Here is a 20,515-nt window from a genome sequence, read left to right on the forward strand (position 1 = left end):
GGAAGCTGGCCCGCCGCGGGAAGAGGTACCTGGCAATCACTGGCTAAAAAATCGACCTGCAACATCGGTCCTTTGAGCGAGCCGCGTCGGCGCCGTCCAAGGTTAGTAGGAGGAAGGCGTTTGTGCACACACCAGGCGCGGTGTTCTCAATGGTTCGATTGCAGATACGAGATCAGGTCGTCGAGCTGCTTGGCATCGTTGAGGCCCGAATACTTCATCTTGGTGCCGGGATTGGCCTGTTTTGCAGGCTGTGACAGGTACCAGTGCAGCTTGTCCTCGGTCCACACCCATTTCGCATTCTTCAGCGCATCGGAGTAGTTGTAGTCGGAAATGCTGCCGGCGTTGCGGCCCACGATGCCGAACAGGCTGGGTCCTTTCTTGTTCTTGCCTTCCCTGGGGCTGTGGCATTCGGAGCATTCCTGCTTGAACACATCTTTGCCGGCATCGGCGTCGCCGGCCAGCGCGGGCAGGGCGCCCGCGCCGTAGCACAACATACCGGTCATCAAGGCGCAGCGCGCCGCTCTTGCAAGCCTTGCTTTGGTCACGTCCAGGCTCCTAGGGGGGGTGTCAGAACGCAACACTTGCGCTCAAGGTGAAGGCGTTGAGATCTTTCGCATCGGTGATCAGCGCGCCGGGCGGTGCACCGAAAATGTTTGCGCTGGCGCCGTTGAAGCGCGTGAAGCGGTACCACGTGGCGGCGAGTTTCAGATTGGCAAGCGAGGTGAACGAGTCGTCCTTGCCAAACGGCGTCCAGTACAAGGTGATCATGTTGGCGGTGCTGTCGGGCTTGCCATAAGGCGGGTAACGCGCCGGGTCCTGGCTGCCCGTGCTGATCAGATGCGCCACCTGCAGCGCGTAGCTCTGCTTGAAGGTGTAGGTCACGCTCAGTGTCTGATCGCGTGCGTTGCCGTTGGGCTTGGCCATGATGCCGTTGATGGTCGGCGTGCTGCCATAGTCGCGTTGTTCCAGGATGTTCACGTAGCTCGCCTGGATGATGTTCTCGCGATTGCCCAGGAACTGGTAGGTGAGGTCGTAGCCCAGATCGGTGATGTCGTCGCTGGGTCCATTGCGAGGCAACTGGCGCTTGGTGGTGAGCGCCACCACGCCGGCGGAGAAGAACTGCCGCTTCATGTCCTTCATATAAGCGAAGCGGAAATAACCGGTATCGCTGATATGGCCCGGATCGCTGGCCGGGTTGAAACCCAGGTGATCCTGCACCGAGGTCGGCATGGTGTTGTAGGTGCCGACTTCGCCGTACCAGTCATTGTTGTAAAGGGCATACACGCTGCCGCCGATCACGCGGTTGTAAAGCGTGTTCGCGCTGGACAGGTTGAGCAGGGTGCCGGACACGGCCGGCGGGCCCAGGCCCGACGCATACGGCAGTGCGGAAATCGGATCGTCGAATCCGGGGCTGTTGTTGACGCTCACGCCGACGATGGTGTCCTTGCCGGCGACCTTCAGATCCTTCGCCACGAAGCGCAGGTCCAGGTTGCTCAGCTTGGTGTTGTAGTGATCGTCGCCGGTGTTTTCCGTCACCACCTTGACGAAGCCGCCCAAGTGATCGCTGATGCGGCCGGCGAGATAGACGTCCACCTCGGTGAGCTCGGTGGTGTTGTCGCCGCGCGCGGGCACGTTGTGCGCGCCGGTGAGCTGCGCCGCCACCGGAATCTTGGTGCCCTGGCCGTCGGTGTCGGTGTAACCGTTGAGTTTGAAGCGCATGCCGTAGGGCGTGAGTGCCGGGCCGTAGGCGCCGGCGTGGCAGTCGGCGCAGGCGTTGCCGGTCTGGCGGGCATAGGCAGGCACGGCATGGGCGCGGTTGCTGGCCAGCATCAGGCATGCAATCAGCAGGATCCACGGCGCATACGCGGCCCGGTGCAGGATTCGGGTCAGAGAGGGCGACATGAAAGCTCCTTGTCTCGGGTGGTGCGGCGGTAGGGGCGGGCTCCGACGCTCATCAGGGACGACGCTTCGGCAACATCATGCGTAGCGTTCGGTCACGCAGTACAAAGTGGTGCCACAACGCGGCGCCCGCGTGCAGCGTGATGAAGGCAAGCAGCACCCAGGCCACATCCTGGTGCCAGGTGGTCAGCGTGTCGGCGAGGTCTTCGTCGCTGGCCACCAGCGTCGGCAGGGTGAGGCCGAGAAAATGCACCGGCTTGTCCTCGGCATTGCTGAGCGCCCAGCCCAACAGCGGCTGGACCAGCAGCAAGACGTACAACGCCACATGCGTCGACCCCGCGGCGAGGCGGAGCAGGGCGGAGGTATTGCCCTCGCTGGGCAGCTTGCCCACGCGGAAGCGGTACGCGACGCGGGCCACAAAGAGCAACAGAATGAACAGGCCGAAATGACGGTGGCCTTCCAGCAGCCACAGCCGCAGGCTGCGACCGTCCACCTGGTCGCGCCACAGGATGAGGGTGGCGGCAACGATGAGAAACAGCACCGTCAGCCAGTGCATGACGACCAGGGCGCGTGGCCGCGTCGGCGCGTCCTCCTGCAGGCGAGGATCAACGCTGGGCGTCTCGTCGGCATGCGTTGCTGGCGGCGCGTCTTTCTGCCATTCCATGTCCAGACCTCTGCATCTCAATCGGGGGCATCCACCTCGCACGCGTCCCTCCGGGAACGACCTGGGGACAGGGGGCGCGTGGAATGAAACTCACTTTGTGCGGGTATGTGCCAGGAAGGCGCGGAAAGGTTGTCGGGGATCTGACGGCCCGCGCGTGAGGCAACCTTTCGCGATGGGGCTGGCACTCAGTTGCGTGGGTCGTCGTCGACGGCCCCTGAGCCCCGGCCGAGAACATGGAAATCGAACGCGTCCAGTTGCAGAAACATGGCGATCACGGCGGCATGCTCATTGCCCTTGAGCAAGACCGCAACGTGCCCTTCGAAATTCGTCGCGTGTATTACATCTTCGCGACCCAGCACGATGTGCACCGCGGCAAGCATGCGCACCGCCATCTGCACCAGCTTGCCGTGGCCGTGCGCGGCTCGGTCACCTTCATGCTCGATGACGGCACCGGGCCGGTCGAGGTAGTGCTCAACGACCCGTCGCAGGGCCTGCTGCTTGGCCGCATGGTGTGGCGCGAGCTATACGACTTCAGCGACGACTGCGTGCTGATGGTGCTGGCCGACCATCTTTATGACCCCGCCGACTACATCACCGACTACGACGAGTTCCTGCGCGAAGTGCGCGGTGTCGTCTTTGCCACGGAACTGGTCGCATGCCAAAGCGCCTAGTCCTGATCGGGGCGGGCGAGATGGCGCAGATCGCCTGCGAATACTTCGAGCACGACAGTGACTACGAAGTCGCCGGCTTCAGTGTCGAAAGGCAATACCTGACCCAATCCACGCTGGCTGACCGGCCGGTGGTTCCCTATGAAGAACTGGAGACGCATTACCCGCCGGGGGAGTTCGATGCGTTCGTGGCCATTCCCGCCAGCCAGCTCAACCGCCTGCGTACGCGCTTCTACCTAGACGCCAAGCGACGCGGCTACAACTTCGCCACCTATGTGAGTTCGCGCGCCTTCGTGTGGCGCAATGCAGAGATCGGCGAGAACAGTTTCATCTTCGAGAACAATGTGATCCAGCCATTCGTTCGCATCGGCAACAACTGCATCTTGTGGAGCGGCAACCACGTGGGTCACCGCACGGTGGTGCGCGATCACGTATTCGTCGCTTCGCATGCCGTGATTTCCGGCTTTTGCGAAATCGGCGAGAGCAGCTTCATCGGGGTCAACACCACTTTCAACGACCACATCAAGGTGGCCGCGGACAACGTGATCGGTTCCGGTGCGCTGGTGCATCGGGACACCGAGCAAGGGCGCATCTACGTCGGCTCGCCTGCCAAGGCGGTGCCGGACCGATCCAGCTTTGACGTGAGGCTCTGACGCCCATGGCGGCGTGGCGCAAGCAGGGGCTGGTATTTGATACCGCGCGGCAGGGCGTGGGCGGGTGGATGCGTCATTCCGCCCTGACGCCTACGCCGTGGCGACTGGATGACGAAACCATCCGCGTCTACGCGGGGTTTCGCGACGAGGACGGGGTCAGCCGCATCGGCTATGTCGACGTGCGAGCGAGCGATCCTTCAAAAGTATTGCGGGTCAGTGCGGAGCCCGTGCTCGACATCGGGCGCGGCGGCTGTTTCGACGACAACGGCATGATCCTGGGTGACATCGTGCAGGCGCCCGGTGGCCTGCATATGTTCTACGTGGGTTTCCAGCGCGTGGCACGCGCGAAGTTCCTGGCCTTCACCGGCCTGGCCGTGTCCACCGACGGCGGCGAGCATTTCGAGCGCGTGCAGGAAACCCCCATCCTCGACCGCGCGCCGGGACGCAGCACCATAGCGGCCGTGCACTCGGCCATGTTTGAGGGCGGGCAATGGCGCCTGTGGTATGCCGTGGGTGATGACTGGGAAGTCATCGACGGGCGTCCATTTCCCCGCTACCACATTCGTTGCGTGAGCACCGACGACCTCTCGCGTATCCCACGCGAGGACCACGTCTGCCTGCAGCCGCGAGGCAGCGAGTACCGCATAGGGAGACCGCGCGTGTATCGCATGAATGGCCGGTACGCGATGTATTTCACCCGCGGCAACGTCGGCGGCGATTATTTCCCTGGCGTGGCCTTCAGCGACGACGGCATCCACTGGGAACGCCGCGACGAGGCCCTGGGCATGGCCTTGTCCGAGAGCGGCTGGGACTCGCGGACCATCTGCTACCCGGCCTTGATCGAGCGCGGCGACGACGTACTGATGTTCTACAACGGCAACGACATGGGCCTGGATGGCTTCGGCGTGGCCGTGGCCCGCGAGCCGCTGGCGGGGATGGCGCATGTTTAGGCTGCGCCCGTATCGCGCCGAAGACGCCGCCGCGTGGGACGCCGTGGTGGGCCGTTCGCGCAACGGCAACTTTCTGCATCGACGCGGCTACATGGACTATCACGCCGATCGTTTCCTCGACAGTTCGCTGGTGGTGGAACGCGGCACCGAGATCGTCGCCGTATTTCCCGCCAGCCGTCGCGACAACGTGGTCACCAGCCATGGCGGCCTGACCTATGCCGGCCTGATTACTACCCACGACCTGCGCGCCGACTCCACCTTGTCGGTGTTCGAGATGATGGGCGAGCACTACCAGCAGGCGGCCGTGGATCGCCTGATCTACAAGGCGGTGCCGCATATCTTCCATGCCTATCCGTCGGAAGAGGATCTCTACGCCCTGCAGCGGGTGGGCGCCAACCTGAAGCGGCGCGACATCTCCTCGGTGGTGCCGCTGCAGCACGCCGTCGGGTTTTCCGAGGCGCGCCGGCGGGCGATCCGGCGTGCGCGTGCGATGGGCGTGGAAGTTCGTCGCAGCGACGATCTGGCCGGCTATCACGCGCTGCTTGGCGACGTGCTGCGCCGGCACGACGCCGTGCCGACGCACACCCTGGCCGAGCTGCAACTCCTGCGCTCGCGCTTTCCGGGACAGATCACCTTGCACGAAGCGCGGCAGGGCGATCTGCTGCTTGCCGGTGCGCTGGTCTACGACTTTGGCCGCACGGTGCATACGCAATACCTCGCCGCGTCGGAGGAGGGCAGGCGCGTCGATGCGCTGAGCCTGCTGCTGGGCAGCCTGGTCACCGAGGCCTATGCGGACCGCAGTTATCTGAGTTTCGGCATCTCGACCGAGCAGGAGGGCACGGTGCTCAACAGCGGCCTGATCGCGCAGAAGGAATCGTTCGGCGCCCGCGGCATCGTGCACGATATCTACGAGTGGGTGCTGTGATGGACGTGCCCTTTCTCTCCCTGCGCGACGTCAATGCCCGTTACGCCGACGAGCTGAAGGCGGCTGCGTCGCGCGTGATCGACTCGGGCTGGTACGTGATGGGTGATGAACTGGCCGCGTTCGAGCGCGAGTTCGCGGGGTACTGCGGCGTTGCCCATGCCGTGGGCGTGGGCAACGGTCTGGATGCCTTGTCGCTGATCCTGCGTGGCTACAAGGAACTCGGTGCGCTGCGCGACGGCGACGAAGTCATCGTTCCCGCCAACACCTTCATCGCCACCTTGCTGGCGATCACCGCCAATCAACTGGTGCCGGTGCTGGTGGAGCCGGATCCGGCGACCTTCAACCTTGATCCGCAGCGCGTGGAGGCGGCCATTGGCCCACGCACGCGCGCCATCATGCCGGTGCACCTGTACGGCCAGCTGGCGGATATGGCCGCGCTATCGGGCATCGCCGGCCAGCACAAGCTGCTGCTGATCGAAGATGCCGCCCAGGCGCACGGCGCCAGCAGCAAAGGGCAGCGCGCGGGCGCTTTCGGCGACGCGGCCGGATTCAGTTTTTTCCCGGCCAAGAACCTGGGCGCGCTGGGCGATGGCGGCGCCATCGTCACCAACGACGACGAACTGGCGGCGCGCGTGAAAGCCTTGCGCAACTACGGCTCGGAAGTGAAGTACCAGCATCTGTACCAAGGCGCCAATTCGCGACTGGATGAAATCCAGGCCGCCATGTTGCGGGTGAAGCTGGCGCATCTGGATGAGGAGGTGGCGATCCGCCGCGAAGTGGCCAGCCGCTATCGCGCAGGCATCGATCACCCCCGCATCGTGTTGCCGCGCGTCGAGAGCAATGAGCGCCACGCATGGCATCTGTTCGTGATTCGCTGTGGCCAGCGCGACGCGCTGCGCCGACATCTGGAAGCCCAGGGCGTGCATAGCCAGGTGCATTACCCGGTGCCGCCGCATCGCCAGGCGGCGTATCCGTCCTTGCACACGTTGAGCCTGCCCATCACCGAGCAGTTGCACGATGAAGTGCTGAGCTTGCCGATGGGGCCGACCATGAATGACCAGGCGATCGACCGCGTGGTCGCCGCCTGCAATGCATTCGAGCGTGCGCCATGAACATCCTGCGCGCCGGTTTCTATGCCTCCTTCGCCACCGCGGCAAAACTGCTCGCGGGCCTGGTGATACTCAAGCTGGTGGCGTGGATGGCGGGGCCGGAGGGCGTGGGCCGGCTGGGCCAGTTCATGAGCCTGATGTCCATGCTGGCGGTGCTGGCCGGCGGCGGCATCAGTGCGGGCGTGGTCAAGTACGTCGCCGAATATCGGGATCATCCCGAGCGCCTGTCGCGTCTGCTGTCAGCCGCGCTGTGGTATGCGCTGTGTGCGTCCTGCCTGATCGGCTGTCTCGGCCTGCTGCTCAGCCGGCAACTGGCCGGCTGGCTGCTGGGCGATATCCGCTATCAGGGCTTGATTGCCGTGCTGGCGGCTGCGCAATTGGGCATTGCGCTGATCAACTACATCCTTGCCGTGATCAATGGCTTCATGGATGTGAAGCGCCTGGCCTTCGTGCAGGCGCTGGGTTCGTTGCTAAGCATCGTGGTGGCCTTGCTGCTGGCGCGCTGGCTGCAGCTCTACGGCGCGCTGCTGGCGCTCGTGATCGGGCAACTGCTGGTGCTCGCCGTGGGCCTGCCGGCGTGGTGGCGCAGCCCGTATTTCCACCGCGGCATGTTGCGCATTCGTTTTGACCGCGACATGACGCTGCGGCTGGCGACCTTCTCGGTGATGACGCTGACCTCCGCGCTGGTGCCGCCGCTGGTCAATATCGCCGTGCGCGATCATCTGGCCGCGCAGTTCGGCTGGGGGCAGGTGGGTTACTGGCAGGCGGTGAGCAAGGTGTCGGACGCCTATCTGTTGTTCCTCACTACCGCCATCAATGTCTACTACCTGCCGAAACTGGCCTCGACCCACGAGCGCGCGCCGCTGCTGGCGGAACTGCGCCTCGCCTATCGCTACATCATGCCGGCCGTGCTGCTGCTGGCGGTGGGCATCTATGTCTGCCGCGGCTGGGTGACGGCGCTGCTGTTCAGCGCGGATTTCTCCGCCGCCAACAGCCTGTACGCGCCGCAGCTGGTCGGCGACGTGGTGAAGATCGCCTCGTTCGTACTCTCCTACGTGATGCTCGCCAAGGCCATGACGCGGCTGTTTGTGGCTTCGGAATTCGCCTTCGCGATCAGCTATGTGGTGCTGGTGTACCTGTTCACCGCGCGCTTCGGGCTGGTCGGGGCGATGTACGCATTTACGGTGAACTACGCGCTGTACCTGGTCTTCAACGTGATCGTGGTTCGCCGCTACCTGAGGGAGCTATGACGATGAACGACGCCAACTCGACGGGGGCGCGCATGCCGCTGGTCTCCATCCTGGTGCCCGCGTTCAATCACGAGCGGTTCGTGGAACGCTGCCTGGACAGCGTGCTGGAGGATCCGTACCCGTGCAAGGAAATCGTGATCATCGATGACGGTTCCACGGACGATACGGGTCTGCGCATTGCCGCGTGGATCGCCAGGCACGGCAACGACGTGCCGGTGGAGTACGTGCGTCGCGCCAACAAGGGCGTGGCGGCCACGCTCAACGAGCTGGCGGCGCGGGCGCGTGGCGAATTTCTGCGGCTGGGCGCGAGCGACGATTACCTGCTGCCGGGCGGCCTCGACGCGCAGGTCGACTATCTGCTGGCGCATCCCGACAAATGGGCGGTGATCGGCGATTCGGAAGTGGTGGATCAGGACGGACATCGCCTGTACGACAGCGGCATGCGCGACCTGCACCACGCGGACAAGGGGCTGTATGGCAGTGCCGAGGGCATCCGCCGCGCGGTGATCACCCAGTGGGCCATCGGTGGGCCGGTGACGCTGGTGCGCCGCCGCGCGCTGGAAACCGTGGCCGGCTGGAGCGAGACCCTGCGTATCGACGACTGGGATTTCTTCCTGCGCCTGGCCGCGCATGATGCGATCGGCTTCATCGATCGCAATGTGTGCGCCTACCGCATCCATGGCAACAACTTGAGCCGCACGCGCGACACGCGTACGCGCATCCATAACCTGATGGAGGCGCGCGACGTGGCCATCCGGCGCTCGGCCATGTTCGAAGAGCCGTATCGCACCCTGCTGCTGGCGCAGTCGCATCACATGGGCGCCAAGATCGCCTTCCTCGAGCGACGGGTGTGGGCGGTGGGCGTGCACATGGCGGGCTACGCCTTGCTGAGGTTGATGTCGCGCACGCGCAGCCGCTGGCCGCACCACCAACTGGAGCGGGCATGAAACAATTGCTGCGCCTGCCGTCGTTCTATATCAGCTTTCCGCTGCTGCTGACCTGCGGGCTGACCCTGCTCAGCTACGACCTGCCGCCGGATTACCTGCAGGGCATCCTGTTGCTGGCGGTGATGGCGGTCGCCATCTTTGTGTTCGATGCGGTGGCTGGCATACGGCTGCCGCGCAGCACGGTGTTCCGTCATCGCGATTACGTGGGCACGCGCGACGGCCTGGTCGCGCTGCTGTTTGCCGGCTTGATCGTGGTGTTCTGCGCGCTCGATCTCACCCTGTTTCCCATCCCGTTGTTCGCGACGCCGTCGGCCTACGCGAACATGGAGGGCGGTCGCGATCATATCCGGCACGTATCGGACATGTGCTGGGTGCTGCCACCCATCGGCCTGCTCTGCGCGCGCAACAAGTGGCTGCGTGCGGCGCTGGTGGTGGCGGGTTTGCTCTTCCCGGTGCTGGTGATCGATCGCAACCGCATCTTCGCCGCCTTGTTCTCGATGGCGCTGATCTTCCTGTTCCGTCGCGACGACGCGCGCCCCTTGCCGTGGAAGACCGTCACCGTGCTGGCGGTGGGCGGGGCGGTGATGTTCTCGGTGTTGGGCATCCTGCGTTCGGGCACGCTCGACTACGTGACGCTTCCCTTCAGCGACATGTACAAGGCCTCGCCGCAAGGCGTGAAGTGGTTGCTGCTCTACGCCAGCGCGGGGCCGTACAACTTCGGCTCCATTCTCGCCAAGCACTACACGGACAGTCATTTCCTGATCAATCAGCTGGTGCCGATGTCCGGTTCGATTGCCACGGCCGGCACGGGCATCCCGCTGGATGCAGCGAACATCAACGTGGGCACGGAGTTCTTTCCGTTCCTGATGGCGTTCGGCCCCGTCGGCGCCGTGGGATCGATGGTGGCGCTTTACGCGTTGCTACTGTGGAGCGTGCGGCGGTTGCAGCCCACCGTGCCGCTGTTTGGCTGGCTGATCTTTCTGCGCGTGTCCTATACCTGCCTGATGGCGCCGTTCGCGCCGCAAGCCTTCACCTGGACCAATGCCGGTTTCATCCTGCTGTGCCTGCTGATGCAGCTGATTGCGGCGCTGCTGCCGAACCGCCGGCACGCCCGTCCCCAACACTCCCATGCCCACGCGCTGCCGAGCGGCGTGGTCCCACCTTCTCTTCCATGAGTCACGCCATCATGCAAAACGACGAAGTCTACGTAATGGATCTATGGCACATCCTGGCGCGCGAATGGGCGTGGTTCCTGGCCGGCCTGCTGGTGGTGCTGCTGGCGGTGTTTGCGTATGCGCACACGGCGCGACGACAGTGGGAAGCCACGGCGTTCATCCAGATCGGGCAGGTGCCGGCGCTTCAGGGTACCGATCCCAAGGTGGAGCCCCTGGCGCGCGTCCTTGAACGTCTTCAACTGGTGCCGTTCCAGAACCACGTACTGGCCAATCTGGGCATCAAGGAAGACGCGCCGGAAGCGAAGCTGTATCGCAAGAGCGTGAAACTGGATCCCTTGCCCTATGCCGGCCCCCTGATCAAATTCAGCGTGCGCGGCTGGTCGCCCGAGCAGGCGCGCAAGTTCGCCGAGGCCACCGTGGCGGAGTTGCAGGTCGTGCATCAGGCCTTGATGGCCAAGCCGCTGGCATTGACCCAGGCGCGCCTGGATGAAGTGAGTGCGGACCTGAAGGCGGCCGAGGCCGAACGCAGCCAGTTGTTGCAGGCGGCCACGCCGGCAGGTGCCCATGACAAGGATGCGCAGGGCGCGGGCGTCGCCTCGATGCTGTTGACGGCCACGGATGCGCAGATCCGCGAGCTGCGCCAGACGCAGGGCGAGCTCAGCGTGCGCCTGGCCCATAACTTCACCTACCAGACCTCGCTGATGTGGCCGGTTTACGTGCCTCAAGGGCCGGCATCCCCGAATCTTGCGCTGATCTGGGGCATGGGCGTGCTGTTTGGCCTGTCGTTGGGCGTGTTGGCTGCGATCGTGCGCAATGCGCTGCGCCGCGCGCATGTCGCCACGGTCTCATTCAACCAAACACACGCCTGACGGCACCTACAACGGACCGCATGCGCGGTCGCATCGATCAACCTGCAAACACTGTTGGAATCAGCCATGGAACAAGCGAGCCGGCGCCCCCTGGAAGCCACCTTGAACGAGGCGCAACTGCTCGACACGCAGCGCGCCTTCGACAGCGTGGCCGCCGACTACGACGGTCCGCGCGGCAACAATGAGCTGATCCAGCGCATGCGCGTCACCCTGTGGAATACCGTTTGCCGCGAGGTGCCGGCCAACGGCCAGCTGCTGGACATCGGCTGCGGCACGGGGATCGATGCGCTGGAATTCGCCGGCCGCGGTTACCAGGTGGTGGCCACCGACTGGTCGCCGGCGATGGTGGGACGCACGCGCTCGCGCGCCGCCGTGGCGGGTCTGGAATCGCATGTGGAGGCCAGGCATCTTGGCGTGCAGCAACTGGATCAGCTGCAGGAACAGTTCGACGGCATCTATTCCAATTTCGGTCCGCTCAATTGCGCACCCGACCTGCACGCGGTGGCCGAGCAGTGCGCACGGCTGCTCAAGCCCGGCGGCAAACTGATCTTCTCGGTGATCGGACGCATCTGTCCGTGGGAAATGGGGCACTACGCGATGCGTGGACGCTTCCGCCGCGCCAGCGTGCGCGGCACCCGCGGTCCCGCTGCGGTGGGCATGAACAAGCACACGATCTGGACTTATTACTACCTGCCGCGCGAGTTCTACCGGGCGTTCGCCGATCTGTTCACACTGGACGACTATCGCGCGCTCAGCCTGTTCATGCCGCCGCCCTACCTGGTGGACTACTACCGTCGCCGCAAGCCCTGGTACGAGAAGTTGGGCCGACTCGACGACCGCCTCGGCGCGCTGCCCTTGCTGCGCGACATGGGCGATCACTTTCTGATCGTGATGCGCAAGCGCTGACGCCATGGACGCCTGGTTCGCTCGAACCCATGCCAGTCTCTGCGGAGCGGCATGCGTCGTGCCTGAGGGCATCACGCGCGGGCCATTGCGGATACGCGGCAGCCGCATCGACGCCTCGGTGCCGGCCTGGGCGCATCGCATCGACCTGCGCGATCACCTGATTTTTCCAGGCCTGATCAACTCGCACGAACACCTGCAGGTGAATGCCGTGCCGCCGTTGCCGGGCGCGCAGGTATTTCCCAACAGCTACGCGTGGATCGAGGCGTTCCAGTCGCACTTCGGCGATGCGGCCGTGTTGGCGGCCCTGCGCGTGCCCAAGGCGCTGCGCCTGCGCCACGGCGCACTGAAAAACCTGTTGGCCGGCACCACCTGCGTGGCGCACCACGATCCCTGGCACGAGGCGCTGGACGCGGAGGATTTCCCGGTGGCGCTGCTGCGCGACTACGGCTGGAGCTATGCGCTGGGCTGGAGCTCGTACGGGCCGCCGGTGCAACAGAGCTTTGCGCAGACGCCGATCGACCAACCCTGGATGATCCATCTGGCCGAAGGCAGCGATGCCACGGCGCAGGGCGAACTGGCGGAGCTGGACGAGCTGGGCTGTCTGGCGGGCCACAGCGTGCTGGTACATGGCGTGGGCATGCGCGAGCAGGATATCGATCGGGTGATCGAACGCGGCGCGGGCGTGGTGTGGTGTCCCACCAGCAATCAACGTCTGTTGGGCCGCACGCTGGATCCTCGTCGCCTGGCCGAGGCGGGACGTCTCGCGCTGGGTACGGATTCCCGGCTCAGCGGTTCGCGCGACCTGCTGGAGGAATTGCGGGCTGCATCGATGCACGCAGACCTCACCCCACAACAGTTGCTTGGCCTGGTCTCCACCGATGCATCGCGACTGCTGCGCCTGCCATGGCACGGCAGCCTGCAGGCTGGCGCGAACGCCGATCTGCTGATCGTGGAAGACCGCGGCGGCGACCCGCAGGCGAGCCTGCTCGGACTGGAGCGCAGCGACATCCGCGCGGTGGTGCGCGACGGTCTGCCGCGCATTGCCGATACCGACTTTGCCGACTGGTTTGCCGTGGCGGGCGTGGAGACCGTGTCAGTGCTGCTGGATGGTCGTCCCAAATTGCTGGCCAAGGCGCTGGCCGATCCCGAGTTGCTGGCGCTGGAACCGGGGCTCGAACTTGCCACGGTGCGCCACGCGCCGGTCAACGCTGTATCCGTCGAGGCGCGCTGCTGATGCTGCACCACACTCCCATCCTCGATCCCTCCGACGCGTATGCGCTGTGGGCTCCCAGCTACCCGGCGCGGGCGCACAACCCGGTGATGCTGGCTGAAGAACGCGCCATGCTCAGCCTGCTGCCGCAGGATTTCAGCGGACGCAACGTGCTCGACGCCGGCTGCGGCACCGGCCGCTATATGCGGCATGCAGTGCAGCGCGGCGCCGCGCGCGTGGTGGGCGTGGACCTGTCGCCCGACATGTTGATGCGCGCTCACGATGAACTGGGCAACGTTCGTCGACGCGCCTCGATCGAATTGATGCAGGGCAGCCTGGACCAGCTGCCGGTCACCGACGCCTGGGCAGACCTGACCATCTGCGGACTGGCCGTGGGCCATGTCGAACAATTGGAGCCCGTGCTCGCCGAGCTGTGCCGCGTCACCCAGCCGGGCGGCATGGTGTTGTGCAGCGACGTCCATCCGATCGGCCATGCGCTGGGCTGGTTGCGCGACTTCAAGGCCGAGGGCCGTCGCTACGCCGTGCGCCACACGGCCCATCTCTACAGCCACTGGCACGCTGCCTGCGGCAGGCTGGGCCTGGATATCGGCTGCGTGCTCGAACCCATGCTCGACCCCACCGATATTCCGCCCGGCGCGCATTTCGACCGCGCCGCGCTGGAGGTGCCGGTCGCCCTTATTTTCCAGCTGTGGCGCAAGCCATGATCACCGCCACGACACGTCCGCCCATGAACCACGCGCCGCACACGATTCTGATCAACCCGACCATCACGTCGCGTTCCAGCGCGCGCTTTCCGCTGTCGTTGCTGCACCTGTCGACCTCGCTCGATCGTGCGGGCAGTAGTCGCATCATCGACGGCAATATGGAGCGCGACTTCGTCCAGCGCACGCTGCACGCGCTGGATGAAGGCCACTGCACGGCGGTCGGCATCAGCGTGATGGGCGGCCCGCAGATCGAGCCGGCCATCGCGGTGTCACGCGCGATTCGCGCGCATCGGCCCGACGTGCCCATTGTGTGGGGCGGCTATTTTCCCACGCTCTATACCGAGACGGCGCTCCGTGCGCCGTACGTGGATTACGCGATACGCGGGCAGGGCGAAGACAGCCTGCCGGAACTGGTCGCCGCCCTGCATGCGGGCGATCCGGACAAGCTTTCCACCATCAACGGCCTGTCTTGGCTCAAGGATGGCGAGCTGGTCAACAACACGAGCCGGCCGTTCTCCCGCAATGGGCCGCCGACGGTATTGCCGTACGAGAAGCTCGGCGATCCCAGCCGCTATCTGGCGCGTACGTTCCTCGGTCGTCGCACGGCTGCGCATCAGGCGTCGGTGGGTTGCCGATTCCGTTGCACGTTCTGTGGCGTGGCCGCGATGTTTGGCGGCGCCACCGCGCTGCCGCCGCTAGAGCGTCTGGAACGCGATCTCAAATACCTGAAGTACGAGCTGGGCGCCGATTCCATCCAGTACTTCGACCACAATTTCTTCGACCGCGAGCAGGACATGATTCCGCTGCTGGAAATCATGGCGCGCTATGAGCTGCCCTGGTGGTGCTATGCGCGCGCGGATGCCTTGCTCAATCTCTCCGAGAGTACCTGGAAGCTGGTGCGCAAGAGTCGCCTGCGCATGGCCTACATCGGCGCGGAATCGGCGAGCCCGACCATGCTGAAGGAAATCCGCAAAGGCACGCGTCCGGACCAGACGCTGGCGGTGGCCGAGCTGTGCCGGCGGCATGGGGTGATCCCCGAGCTGTCCTTCATGGTCGCGCCGCCGGAGAACTCCGAAGAGGAGACCGAGCATACGTTCGAGTTCATCCGCGAACTCAAGCGCGTCAATCCGCAATCGGAAATCATCGTCTACGTCTATACGCCGCTGCCGGAAAGCAGCAAGCATGAGAAGGATCGCGGCAAGCGTGCTTCCACGCCGCTGCTCGACCTCAACGGCGAGCCCCTGGTGTTTCCCTCGACACCGGAGGAATGGACGCAGAAGCGGTGGGTGGACTACGCCTGCCATGCGGATGCGCCATGGGTGACCGACAAGCTGCGTCAACGCATCCACGATTTTGTCACCGTGCTTCGCTGCCGTTATCCGACTGTGCAGGACCTGCGTTCGCCGACCTGGGCCAAGCGCACGCTGTCCGCGGCGGCCTCGTGGCGCTACCGGATGCGTCGCTACGACCGGCCGTGGGAGTTGAATCTCGCCAACCGCCTGGTGCGCCTGCGCATGCCTCAGGTTTCGGGACTCTGACCCGTGCCATTGCATGTTGCGCAGATCAATTTTATTCCTGCACCGGTGGACCTCATGCCGGCTGACATCCTCCAAACATGGCCTTCGCTGGTGGACATTGCCGAGATCGCCGCGAGCGCAGGCACGCGGGTCAGCGTGGTGCAACTGGCGGCGCATGCGCAGAGCCTGCAGCGCAACGGCGTCGACTATCACTTTGTCGCGGGCCATGACGGCAACGCCACCGATCGCGTTCGACGGATCGCCCGGTTGCTCGGCGAGTTGAACGTCGAGGTGGCACATGTCCACAGTCTTGGCGCAGCCGGCGATGCCTATGCGCTGTCGCGCGCGCTGCCGCAACTGCCGATCCTGTTGCAGGATCACGCCGACCGCATGCCGCCGCGTTGGCGCCGGCTGCGCTGGCGGCGCTGGTACGCGGCGGCGGCAGGCGTTGCCTTCACCGCGCCGGAACTTGCGCGCCCATACGTGACGGCTGGCCTGCTGGGCTTGTCGACGCGACTGTTCGTGATACCCGAATCCACCAGCCGCTTCACCCCGGGCAGTCGCGAGCAGGCGCGGGCCGAGACCGGTCTGCACGGTGACCCCTGCGTGGTCTGGGTGGGGCATCTGCAGTCCGGCAAGGATCCCTTGACGGTGCTGGATGGTGTCGCCGAGGCATCAACGCATCTGCCTGGCCTGCAACTGTGGTGCGCCTTTGGCAGCGCGCCGTTGCTGGCGCAGGTGCAGCAGCGCATCGATGGCGATGCGCGCCTGCACGGGCGCGTGCATCTGCTGGGCAAGGTGCCTCACGAGCAGGTGCAGTCGCTGATGCGCGCCGCCGATATCTTCGTGTCAGGCAGCCATGCGGAAAGCTGCGGCTACGCCCTGCTGGAGGCGATGGCCTGCGGCGTGACGCCGGTGGTGACCAATATTCCTTCGTTTCGCGCCTTGGTAGGCGACATGGGCGAGCTATGGCCGCGCGGCGACGCCAAGGCGCTGACCAGCGCCTTGTTGCGCAGTGCGACGCGCCGCCCGTCGGCTGCCGACGTGCGCCGTCATTTCGACCGCTGTCTGTCGCTGCAGGCGGTGGGTCACCGCTGGGCCGACGCGTATGCACAGCTGCACGCCGGTCGGCGGGGAGGCGCCGCATGAAACTGGCGCTGGTAGTCCCCGGCGGCGTCGATCGCAGCGGCGAATTCCGCGTGATCCCCGTGTTGCTGGCCTTGATTCGCCGTCTTGCCTGCGAGCACGAAGTGCACGTGTTTGCCCTGCGCCAGGAAGCGTCGGCCGACTGCTGGCATCTGGCCGGCGCGCACATCCACAACATCGGCGATGGCTGGTCGCGCCTGCGCGCCATCCAGGCGATACGCAACGAGCATCGCCGTGCGCCGTTTGACCTGGTGCAGGCGATTTTTTCCGGCTCATGCAGTTTCGTAGCGGTGGCGGCAGCGATGCTGCTGCGCCTGCCCAGCTTCGTGCATATCGCCGGCGGCGAGCTGGTCGCATTGCACGATATCGGCTATGGCGGCCGCCAGCGCCTGAAAGGGCGGATTCGCGAAGCGCTGGTGCTGCGCAGTGCGGACGCCGTGACCGCGGCGAGCGTGCCCATCATCGACTCGCTGCAGGCGCTGGGACTGCGCGCCCGTCGCGTGCCGCTGGGCGTGGATCTGCGCGCGTGGCCGCCGTTGCCGCCGCGCTGTCGTCGCACCGGTCGCGCGCGCTTGATCCATGTGGCAAGCCTCAATCGCGTCAAGGATCAATCGACCTTGCTGCGGGCGCTGACCGTGCTGGCCGAATCGGGTGTGGACTTCCAGATGGATATCGTGGGCGTGGACACGCTCGATGGCGAGATCCAGCGACTTGCGCGCGAGCTGCGGCTCAACGGCCACGTGCACTTTCATGGTTTCAAGACGCAGCGCGAGTTGCGGCCGATGATGGAAGCGGCCGACGTGCTGGTGATGTCATCGCGCCATGAGGCCGGACCGCTGGTATTGCTGGAAGCGGCAGTGATGGGGCTGCCCACGGTCGGCACCGCCGTGGGCCATCTGGCGGAATGGTCGCCGAGTGCGGCGTTGGCAGTACCGGTGGGTGATTGGGCAGCGCTGGCGGAGTCGATCAGGCAGGTATTGGCCGATGACGAGCTGCGCCTGCGCCTGGCGGTGGCTGCGCAGCGTCGCGCGGTCACCGAAGATGCGGACTACACCGCCCGCGCCTTCGAAGCACTTTATCTGCAGGTGCTGACGGCCGGTTCCGGGCGCTGAGCCCGGCTCGTGGTGGTTTGCGTCAGCGCGGCGCGCACCACGTACATGGTGTCCATGCGTGGCACCGAACGGGTCAGCAGGGTGACGATGCGGCTCAGCTGGCGCGACTTCGCCCATGGCGAGCCTTGCAGCCAGAGCTGGGTGCGGATCATGTCGTCGCGTTCCTGCTTGGCCTCCTCGGAGGGGCGCAGGCGGTTGAGCAGGTAGTGGCCTGCTTCGCGTACCGAGCGCACCCATTCCAGGCCCGGCCACGCATGCAGCCACAGCTCCGAGCAGGACACCTGGGTGAGCGTGTGATGGCGCGAGACGCTGCGCAGCAGCGCATGACAGTCCAATTCCAGCTCGTACAGCAAGGCAGCCGGCACGGCGCCCTGGTAGTAGCGCGACACCAGCTGCAGCGGCGGCAGTGCCCACCACGGTGCCTCGTCGGTGTCGTGATCCCACAGGACATGCCAGTCGTTGCGCTGCATGCGCGAGGCCAGCAGCGAAATGTCGTTGAGATGGATCAGGCGCAGCGTGCGGCTGCAGATATTGCCCGCGGCATGCAGCAGCAGATGGCACATCAACGCACCGAGCGAGGGGTAGGGCTGGATGCCCGGCAATGGATGGCGCGGATAGATGCGCTCAGTGATATCGACGGTCGCCACCGGCAGCCGTTCCTGGATACGCGTATGCAGCTCGATATTGACCGGCGTGTCGCGATGGTCGCCCAGGCCCACCGTCGGCGTGCCATGGAGCGGTTTGTAGACGCGGTGTTTCCAGCACGCGTAGGACTGCGCGTAACCCAGCGCTTCCAGCAAGGCGCCGGCGCGTTCGGCGTCGGCTTCGCTGACCAGCAGGTCGATGTCGGCCATCGGCCGTTCGCCCGGCGAGTAGACGCCGAGCGCATGCAACGCCGAACCCTTCAGCGCGACCAGCGCAATACCCGCATGGCGCGCATCGGCATCGATGCGTTTCAGCAGGGAGGCGATGCGTTGATGGCGCAGTGCCACGTGTTCGTACTGGCTGTCGATGAAACGGGACCATCCCGGGTTCTGCCAGCGCGGCTGCAGGGCGAACAACGACGCGACGCCGTGCGCGGCAGCTACCGCGGTGGCCAGCCGCCATTCCAGTTCGGTCCAGCCCGGCGTCTCGCCGCTGGGGTGGGCCAGTTCGGCAGCCAGCATCTCGGTGGTGTGTTTCAGACCGGATTTGATGGCGTCCAGCGGTGGCATGGAGGTGGACATGGCGAAGGCATCACACATGGCACGAGGTTCGCGGTCGCAGCGTGATCTCTGCGGCGCCGGTGCGGTGCACCGCCTCGGTGGCGATCAGGGCGTCCCAGCGCGCGTCCAGCGCATGCGCCGCCGTGCGATGGCGATCGGTCTGGCCCACCACTTTCCACTGCTGCACGATCGCCTGTTCGTGCAGCAGGTCGCGCACGTGGCGATAGAACTCCGAATCGTAAGCGCCCTGGAACATCATGGCGAGGTCATCGCTGTCCTGCCAATGCGTCTTCTCGCCGAGCTGCGCCTTCACCTGTTCGTAGAAGCGCGTGCCGGGCAGGGGATAGGACACGCTCACGCCGATGTCATCAGGCGCGGCGCGGGTAATCAGATCGCGCGTGGCCATCAGGTCCTCGAGCTGCTCGCCCAGATAGCCCAGCTGGATGAAATAGCCCACCCGAATGCCTGCCGCGCCGAGCCGCTCGCGCGCCGTGATCAGTTCTTCGACCTTGGTGCCCTTGTTCATGTGATCGAGCACGCGCTGGCTGCCGCTCTCCGCCCCGATCCATGCCTCCTTGCAACCGGCGTGGCTCAGTGCTGCAGCCATGCGCTCGCTCATCAGGTCCGCGCGGGTCTGGATGGTGAAGGGAATGGAACCGTTCGATGCATTCACATGCGCAGCGAATGCCTCCACCCAATCCACGTGGAAGCCAAAGATGTCGTCGGCCAACCAGATGTGGTCGGCCTGGAAGGTGTGCTTGAGGTAACTCATCTCCGCCGCCACGTCTTCAGCGGTGCGGCGGTTGTAGTGATTGCCCCAGATCGGCTTGGCGCACCAGTTGCAGCGGAACGGGCAGCCGCGCGAAGCCGCCATGTTGAGGCTGAAATAGCCGTGGCGTTCTTTCCACAGCGTGCGGTAGCGCTCGATGTCGACCAGGTCCCACGCAGGCTGGCCGACGATGCGCGGATCGGGCGGCACGGCGCCGATTCGCGTCAGCTGCAACTGTCCGGCGCTGCGCGAGGCAACCCCGGGAAGGTTGGCCACCCAATCCTGGGTGCTGATCGTCGGATTCTTGTCGAGCCGTCCCATCAGTTCGATCAACGGCGCGACGCCTTCGCCGATCAACACCGCATCGGCGCCGGCTGCGAGAAAAGCCTCCGGCTGATCGGAAGCATCGGAACCGGCAACGATCACGCGTGCACCGTTGGCGCGCGCCATGGCGATCATCTCGCATGCGGCGTCGCGCATGCGGCCAAGACACATCTTGGTCAGGTAGTTGAAGTTGTCTTCATAGATGACAACGACCTTGGGCGACGCGGCGCGCAAGGACGTGTCGAATTCGTCCACGCCTTCGGCGAGCATGGAGTCGAACAGCGAAACCTCGTGGCCCATGCGCCGCAACAAGGCAGCAACATGCAGGGTCGCGAGCGGCGGATACGGCTTGCCGCGCTCCCATTGCTTGCGGTCGAACCGCAGGAAGTAGGAGTGGCCGACCTGAATCGTTAGCATCTTCGAAGAGCCTCAATGGGTGAGCCCGTTCCACGGCAGACCGACGGCCCGGTCTCCTGCGTTCAAAGCTCGTCG

At 65.2% G+C, this 20,515-nt stretch carries 20 protein-coding genes; 15 read left to right on the forward strand and 5 right to left on the reverse strand.

Features of this window, described 5'->3' with window-relative positions:
* Nucleotides 1-146: 146 nt before the first annotated feature.
* From AC1DKY_RS06765 to AC1DKY_RS06775, 3 genes are all read right to left on the reverse strand, one after another.
* Nucleotides 147-503, reverse strand: coding sequence for a c-type cytochrome (locus AC1DKY_RS06765; protein ID WP_169748748.1), 357 nt, complete (start codon nt 501-503; stop codon nt 147-149).
* 64 nt (nt 504-567) lie between these two features.
* Nucleotides 568-1,902: a cytochrome C gene (locus tag AC1DKY_RS06770; RefSeq protein ID WP_441604546.1), complete on the reverse strand. Its 1,335-nt coding sequence runs from the start codon at nt 1,900-1,902 to the stop codon at nt 568-570.
* Between the two features lie 52 nt (nt 1,903-1,954).
* On the reverse strand, nt 1,955-2,563 hold the full coding sequence (locus AC1DKY_RS06775; protein WP_441604547.1) for a cytochrome b: 609 nt from the start codon (nt 2,561-2,563) through the stop codon (nt 1,955-1,957).
* Nucleotides 2,564-2,796: 233 nt separating this feature from the next.
* On the opposite strand from AC1DKY_RS06775, the gene AC1DKY_RS06780 reads away from it, so the two are divergent.
* The 15 genes from AC1DKY_RS06780 to AC1DKY_RS06850 are packed head-to-tail and all read left to right on the forward strand — an operon-like array spanning nt 2,797 to nt 17,725.
* Nucleotides 2,797-3,234 carry a sugar 3,4-ketoisomerase gene (locus tag AC1DKY_RS06780; protein WP_441604548.1) on the forward strand — a complete coding sequence of 146 codons (438 nt, stop codon included), beginning with the start codon at nt 2,797-2,799 and terminating at the stop codon, nt 3,232-3,234.
* Nucleotides 3,219-3,884 (forward strand): acetyltransferase, encoded by a 666-nt coding sequence (locus tag AC1DKY_RS06785; RefSeq protein WP_441604549.1) that lies wholly within the window; start codon nt 3,219-3,221, stop codon nt 3,882-3,884. The genes AC1DKY_RS06780 and AC1DKY_RS06785 overlap by 16 nt, the downstream gene beginning before the upstream one ends.
* Before the next feature lie 5 nt (nt 3,885-3,889).
* Nucleotides 3,890-4,834 (forward strand): hypothetical protein, encoded by a 945-nt coding sequence (locus AC1DKY_RS06790; RefSeq protein ID WP_441604550.1) that lies wholly within the window; start codon nt 3,890-3,892, stop codon nt 4,832-4,834.
* On the forward strand, nt 4,827-5,759 hold the full coding sequence (locus tag AC1DKY_RS06795) for a GNAT family N-acetyltransferase (RefSeq protein ID WP_441604551.1): 933 nt from the start codon (nt 4,827-4,829) through the stop codon (nt 5,757-5,759). The genes AC1DKY_RS06790 and AC1DKY_RS06795 overlap by 8 nt, the downstream gene beginning before the upstream one ends.
* The gene (locus AC1DKY_RS06800) at nt 5,759-6,871 is read left to right on the forward strand and encodes a DegT/DnrJ/EryC1/StrS family aminotransferase (protein WP_441604552.1); all 1,113 of its coding nucleotides are present in this window, start codon (nt 5,759-5,761) and stop codon (nt 6,869-6,871) included. Before AC1DKY_RS06795 ends, AC1DKY_RS06800 begins: the two co-directional genes overlap by 1 nt.
* Nucleotides 6,868-8,118, forward strand: coding sequence for an O-antigen translocase (locus tag AC1DKY_RS06805; RefSeq protein ID WP_441604553.1), 1,251 nt, complete (start codon nt 6,868-6,870; stop codon nt 8,116-8,118). The genes AC1DKY_RS06800 and AC1DKY_RS06805 overlap by 4 nt, the downstream gene beginning before the upstream one ends.
* A 2-nt stretch (nt 8,119-8,120) precedes the next feature.
* Complete coding sequence (locus AC1DKY_RS06810) at nt 8,121-9,065, forward strand: glycosyltransferase (protein ID WP_441604554.1); 945 nt, start codon at nt 8,121-8,123, stop codon at nt 9,063-9,065.
* On the forward strand, nt 9,062-10,240 hold the full coding sequence (locus tag AC1DKY_RS06815; protein WP_441604555.1) for a hypothetical protein: 1,179 nt from the start codon (nt 9,062-9,064) through the stop codon (nt 10,238-10,240). Before AC1DKY_RS06810 ends, AC1DKY_RS06815 begins: the two co-directional genes overlap by 4 nt.
* An 11-nt stretch (nt 10,241-10,251) precedes the next feature.
* Complete coding sequence (locus AC1DKY_RS06820) at nt 10,252-11,109, forward strand: Wzz/FepE/Etk N-terminal domain-containing protein (RefSeq protein WP_441604556.1); 858 nt, start codon at nt 10,252-10,254, stop codon at nt 11,107-11,109.
* Between the two features lie 54 nt (nt 11,110-11,163).
* Nucleotides 11,164-12,015: a class I SAM-dependent methyltransferase gene (locus AC1DKY_RS06825; protein WP_441604557.1), complete on the forward strand. Its 852-nt coding sequence runs from the start codon at nt 11,164-11,166 to the stop codon at nt 12,013-12,015.
* A 4-nt stretch (nt 12,016-12,019) separates the two neighbouring features.
* Complete coding sequence (locus tag AC1DKY_RS06830; protein ID WP_441604558.1) at nt 12,020-13,249, forward strand: amidohydrolase family protein; 1,230 nt, start codon at nt 12,020-12,022, stop codon at nt 13,247-13,249.
* The gene (locus tag AC1DKY_RS06835) at nt 13,249-13,950 is read left to right on the forward strand and encodes a class I SAM-dependent methyltransferase (RefSeq protein WP_441604559.1); all 702 of its coding nucleotides are present in this window, start codon (nt 13,249-13,251) and stop codon (nt 13,948-13,950) included. Before AC1DKY_RS06830 ends, AC1DKY_RS06835 begins: the two co-directional genes overlap by 1 nt.
* A gap of 23 nt (nt 13,951-13,973) precedes the next feature.
* A complete protein-coding gene (locus tag AC1DKY_RS06840) occupies nt 13,974-15,488 on the forward strand; it encodes a B12-binding domain-containing radical SAM protein (RefSeq protein WP_441604647.1) in 1,515 nt (504 codons plus the stop codon).
* A 54-nt stretch (nt 15,489-15,542) separates the two neighbouring features.
* The gene (locus AC1DKY_RS06845) at nt 15,543-16,616 is read left to right on the forward strand and encodes a glycosyltransferase family 4 protein (protein ID WP_441604648.1); all 1,074 of its coding nucleotides are present in this window, start codon (nt 15,543-15,545) and stop codon (nt 16,614-16,616) included.
* Nucleotides 16,613-17,725, forward strand: a complete 1,113-nt coding sequence (locus tag AC1DKY_RS06850; RefSeq protein WP_441604560.1) for a glycosyltransferase family 4 protein — start codon at nt 16,613-16,615, stop codon at nt 17,723-17,725. Before AC1DKY_RS06845 ends, AC1DKY_RS06850 begins: the two co-directional genes overlap by 4 nt.
* Here AC1DKY_RS06850 and AC1DKY_RS06855 read toward each other — a convergent pair.
* Both AC1DKY_RS06855 and AC1DKY_RS06860 read right to left on the reverse strand, forming a co-directional pair.
* Nucleotides 17,689-18,939 (reverse strand): nucleotidyltransferase family protein, encoded by a 1,251-nt coding sequence (locus AC1DKY_RS06855; RefSeq protein ID WP_441604649.1) that lies wholly within the window; start codon nt 18,937-18,939, stop codon nt 17,689-17,691. The two genes, AC1DKY_RS06850 and AC1DKY_RS06855, sit on opposite strands and share 37 nt — an antisense overlap.
* Nucleotides 18,940-18,961: 22 nt before the next feature.
* Nucleotides 18,962-20,440 carry a B12-binding domain-containing radical SAM protein gene (locus AC1DKY_RS06860; protein ID WP_441604561.1) on the reverse strand — a complete coding sequence of 493 codons (1,479 nt, stop codon included), beginning with the start codon at nt 20,438-20,440 and terminating at the stop codon, nt 18,962-18,964.
* Between the last annotated feature and the right edge of the window lie 75 nt (nt 20,441-20,515).

This window comes from Dyella sp. 01N448, assembly GCF_056399225.1.

Coding starts and splice junctions, on each gene's coding strand:
- AC1DKY_RS06795 (WP_441604551.1), top strand. CDS start 4,827: ATGTTTAGGCTGCGCCCGTATCGCGCCGAAGACGCCGCCGCGTGGGAC.
- AC1DKY_RS06805 (WP_441604553.1), top strand. CDS start 6,868: ATGAACATCCTGCGCGCCGGTTTCTATGCCTCCTTCGCCACCGCGGCA.
- AC1DKY_RS06855 (WP_441604649.1), bottom strand. CDS start 18,939: ATGCCACCGCTGGACGCCATCAAATCCGGTCTGAAACACACCACCGAG.
- AC1DKY_RS06815 (WP_441604555.1), top strand. CDS start 9,062: ATGAAACAATTGCTGCGCCTGCCGTCGTTCTATATCAGCTTTCCGCTG.
- AC1DKY_RS06830 (WP_441604558.1), top strand. CDS start 12,020: ATGGACGCCTGGTTCGCTCGAACCCATGCCAGTCTCTGCGGAGCGGCA.
- AC1DKY_RS06775 (WP_441604547.1), bottom strand. CDS start 2,563: ATGGAATGGCAGAAAGACGCGCCGCCAGCAACGCATGCCGACGAGACG.
- AC1DKY_RS06770 (WP_441604546.1), bottom strand. CDS start 1,902: ATGTCGCCCTCTCTGACCCGAATCCTGCACCGGGCCGCGTATGCGCCG.
- AC1DKY_RS06850 (WP_441604560.1), top strand. CDS start 16,613: ATGAAACTGGCGCTGGTAGTCCCCGGCGGCGTCGATCGCAGCGGCGAA.
- AC1DKY_RS06790 (WP_441604550.1), top strand. CDS start 3,890: ATGGCGGCGTGGCGCAAGCAGGGGCTGGTATTTGATACCGCGCGGCAG.
- AC1DKY_RS06820 (WP_441604556.1), top strand. CDS start 10,252: ATGCAAAACGACGAAGTCTACGTAATGGATCTATGGCACATCCTGGCG.
- AC1DKY_RS06800 (WP_441604552.1), top strand. CDS start 5,759: ATGGACGTGCCCTTTCTCTCCCTGCGCGACGTCAATGCCCGTTACGCC.
- AC1DKY_RS06780 (WP_441604548.1), top strand. CDS start 2,797: ATGGAAATCGAACGCGTCCAGTTGCAGAAACATGGCGATCACGGCGGC.
- AC1DKY_RS06810 (WP_441604554.1), top strand. CDS start 8,121: ATGAACGACGCCAACTCGACGGGGGCGCGCATGCCGCTGGTCTCCATC.
- AC1DKY_RS06765 (WP_169748748.1), bottom strand. CDS start 503: ATGACCGGTATGTTGTGCTACGGCGCGGGCGCCCTGCCCGCGCTGGCC.
- AC1DKY_RS06840 (WP_441604647.1), top strand. CDS start 13,974: ATGAACCACGCGCCGCACACGATTCTGATCAACCCGACCATCACGTCG.
- AC1DKY_RS06845 (WP_441604648.1), top strand. CDS start 15,543: ATGCCGGCTGACATCCTCCAAACATGGCCTTCGCTGGTGGACATTGCC.
- AC1DKY_RS06785 (WP_441604549.1), top strand. CDS start 3,219: ATGCCAAAGCGCCTAGTCCTGATCGGGGCGGGCGAGATGGCGCAGATC.
- AC1DKY_RS06835 (WP_441604559.1), top strand. CDS start 13,249: ATGCTGCACCACACTCCCATCCTCGATCCCTCCGACGCGTATGCGCTG.
- AC1DKY_RS06860 (WP_441604561.1), bottom strand. CDS start 20,440: ATGCTAACGATTCAGGTCGGCCACTCCTACTTCCTGCGGTTCGACCGC.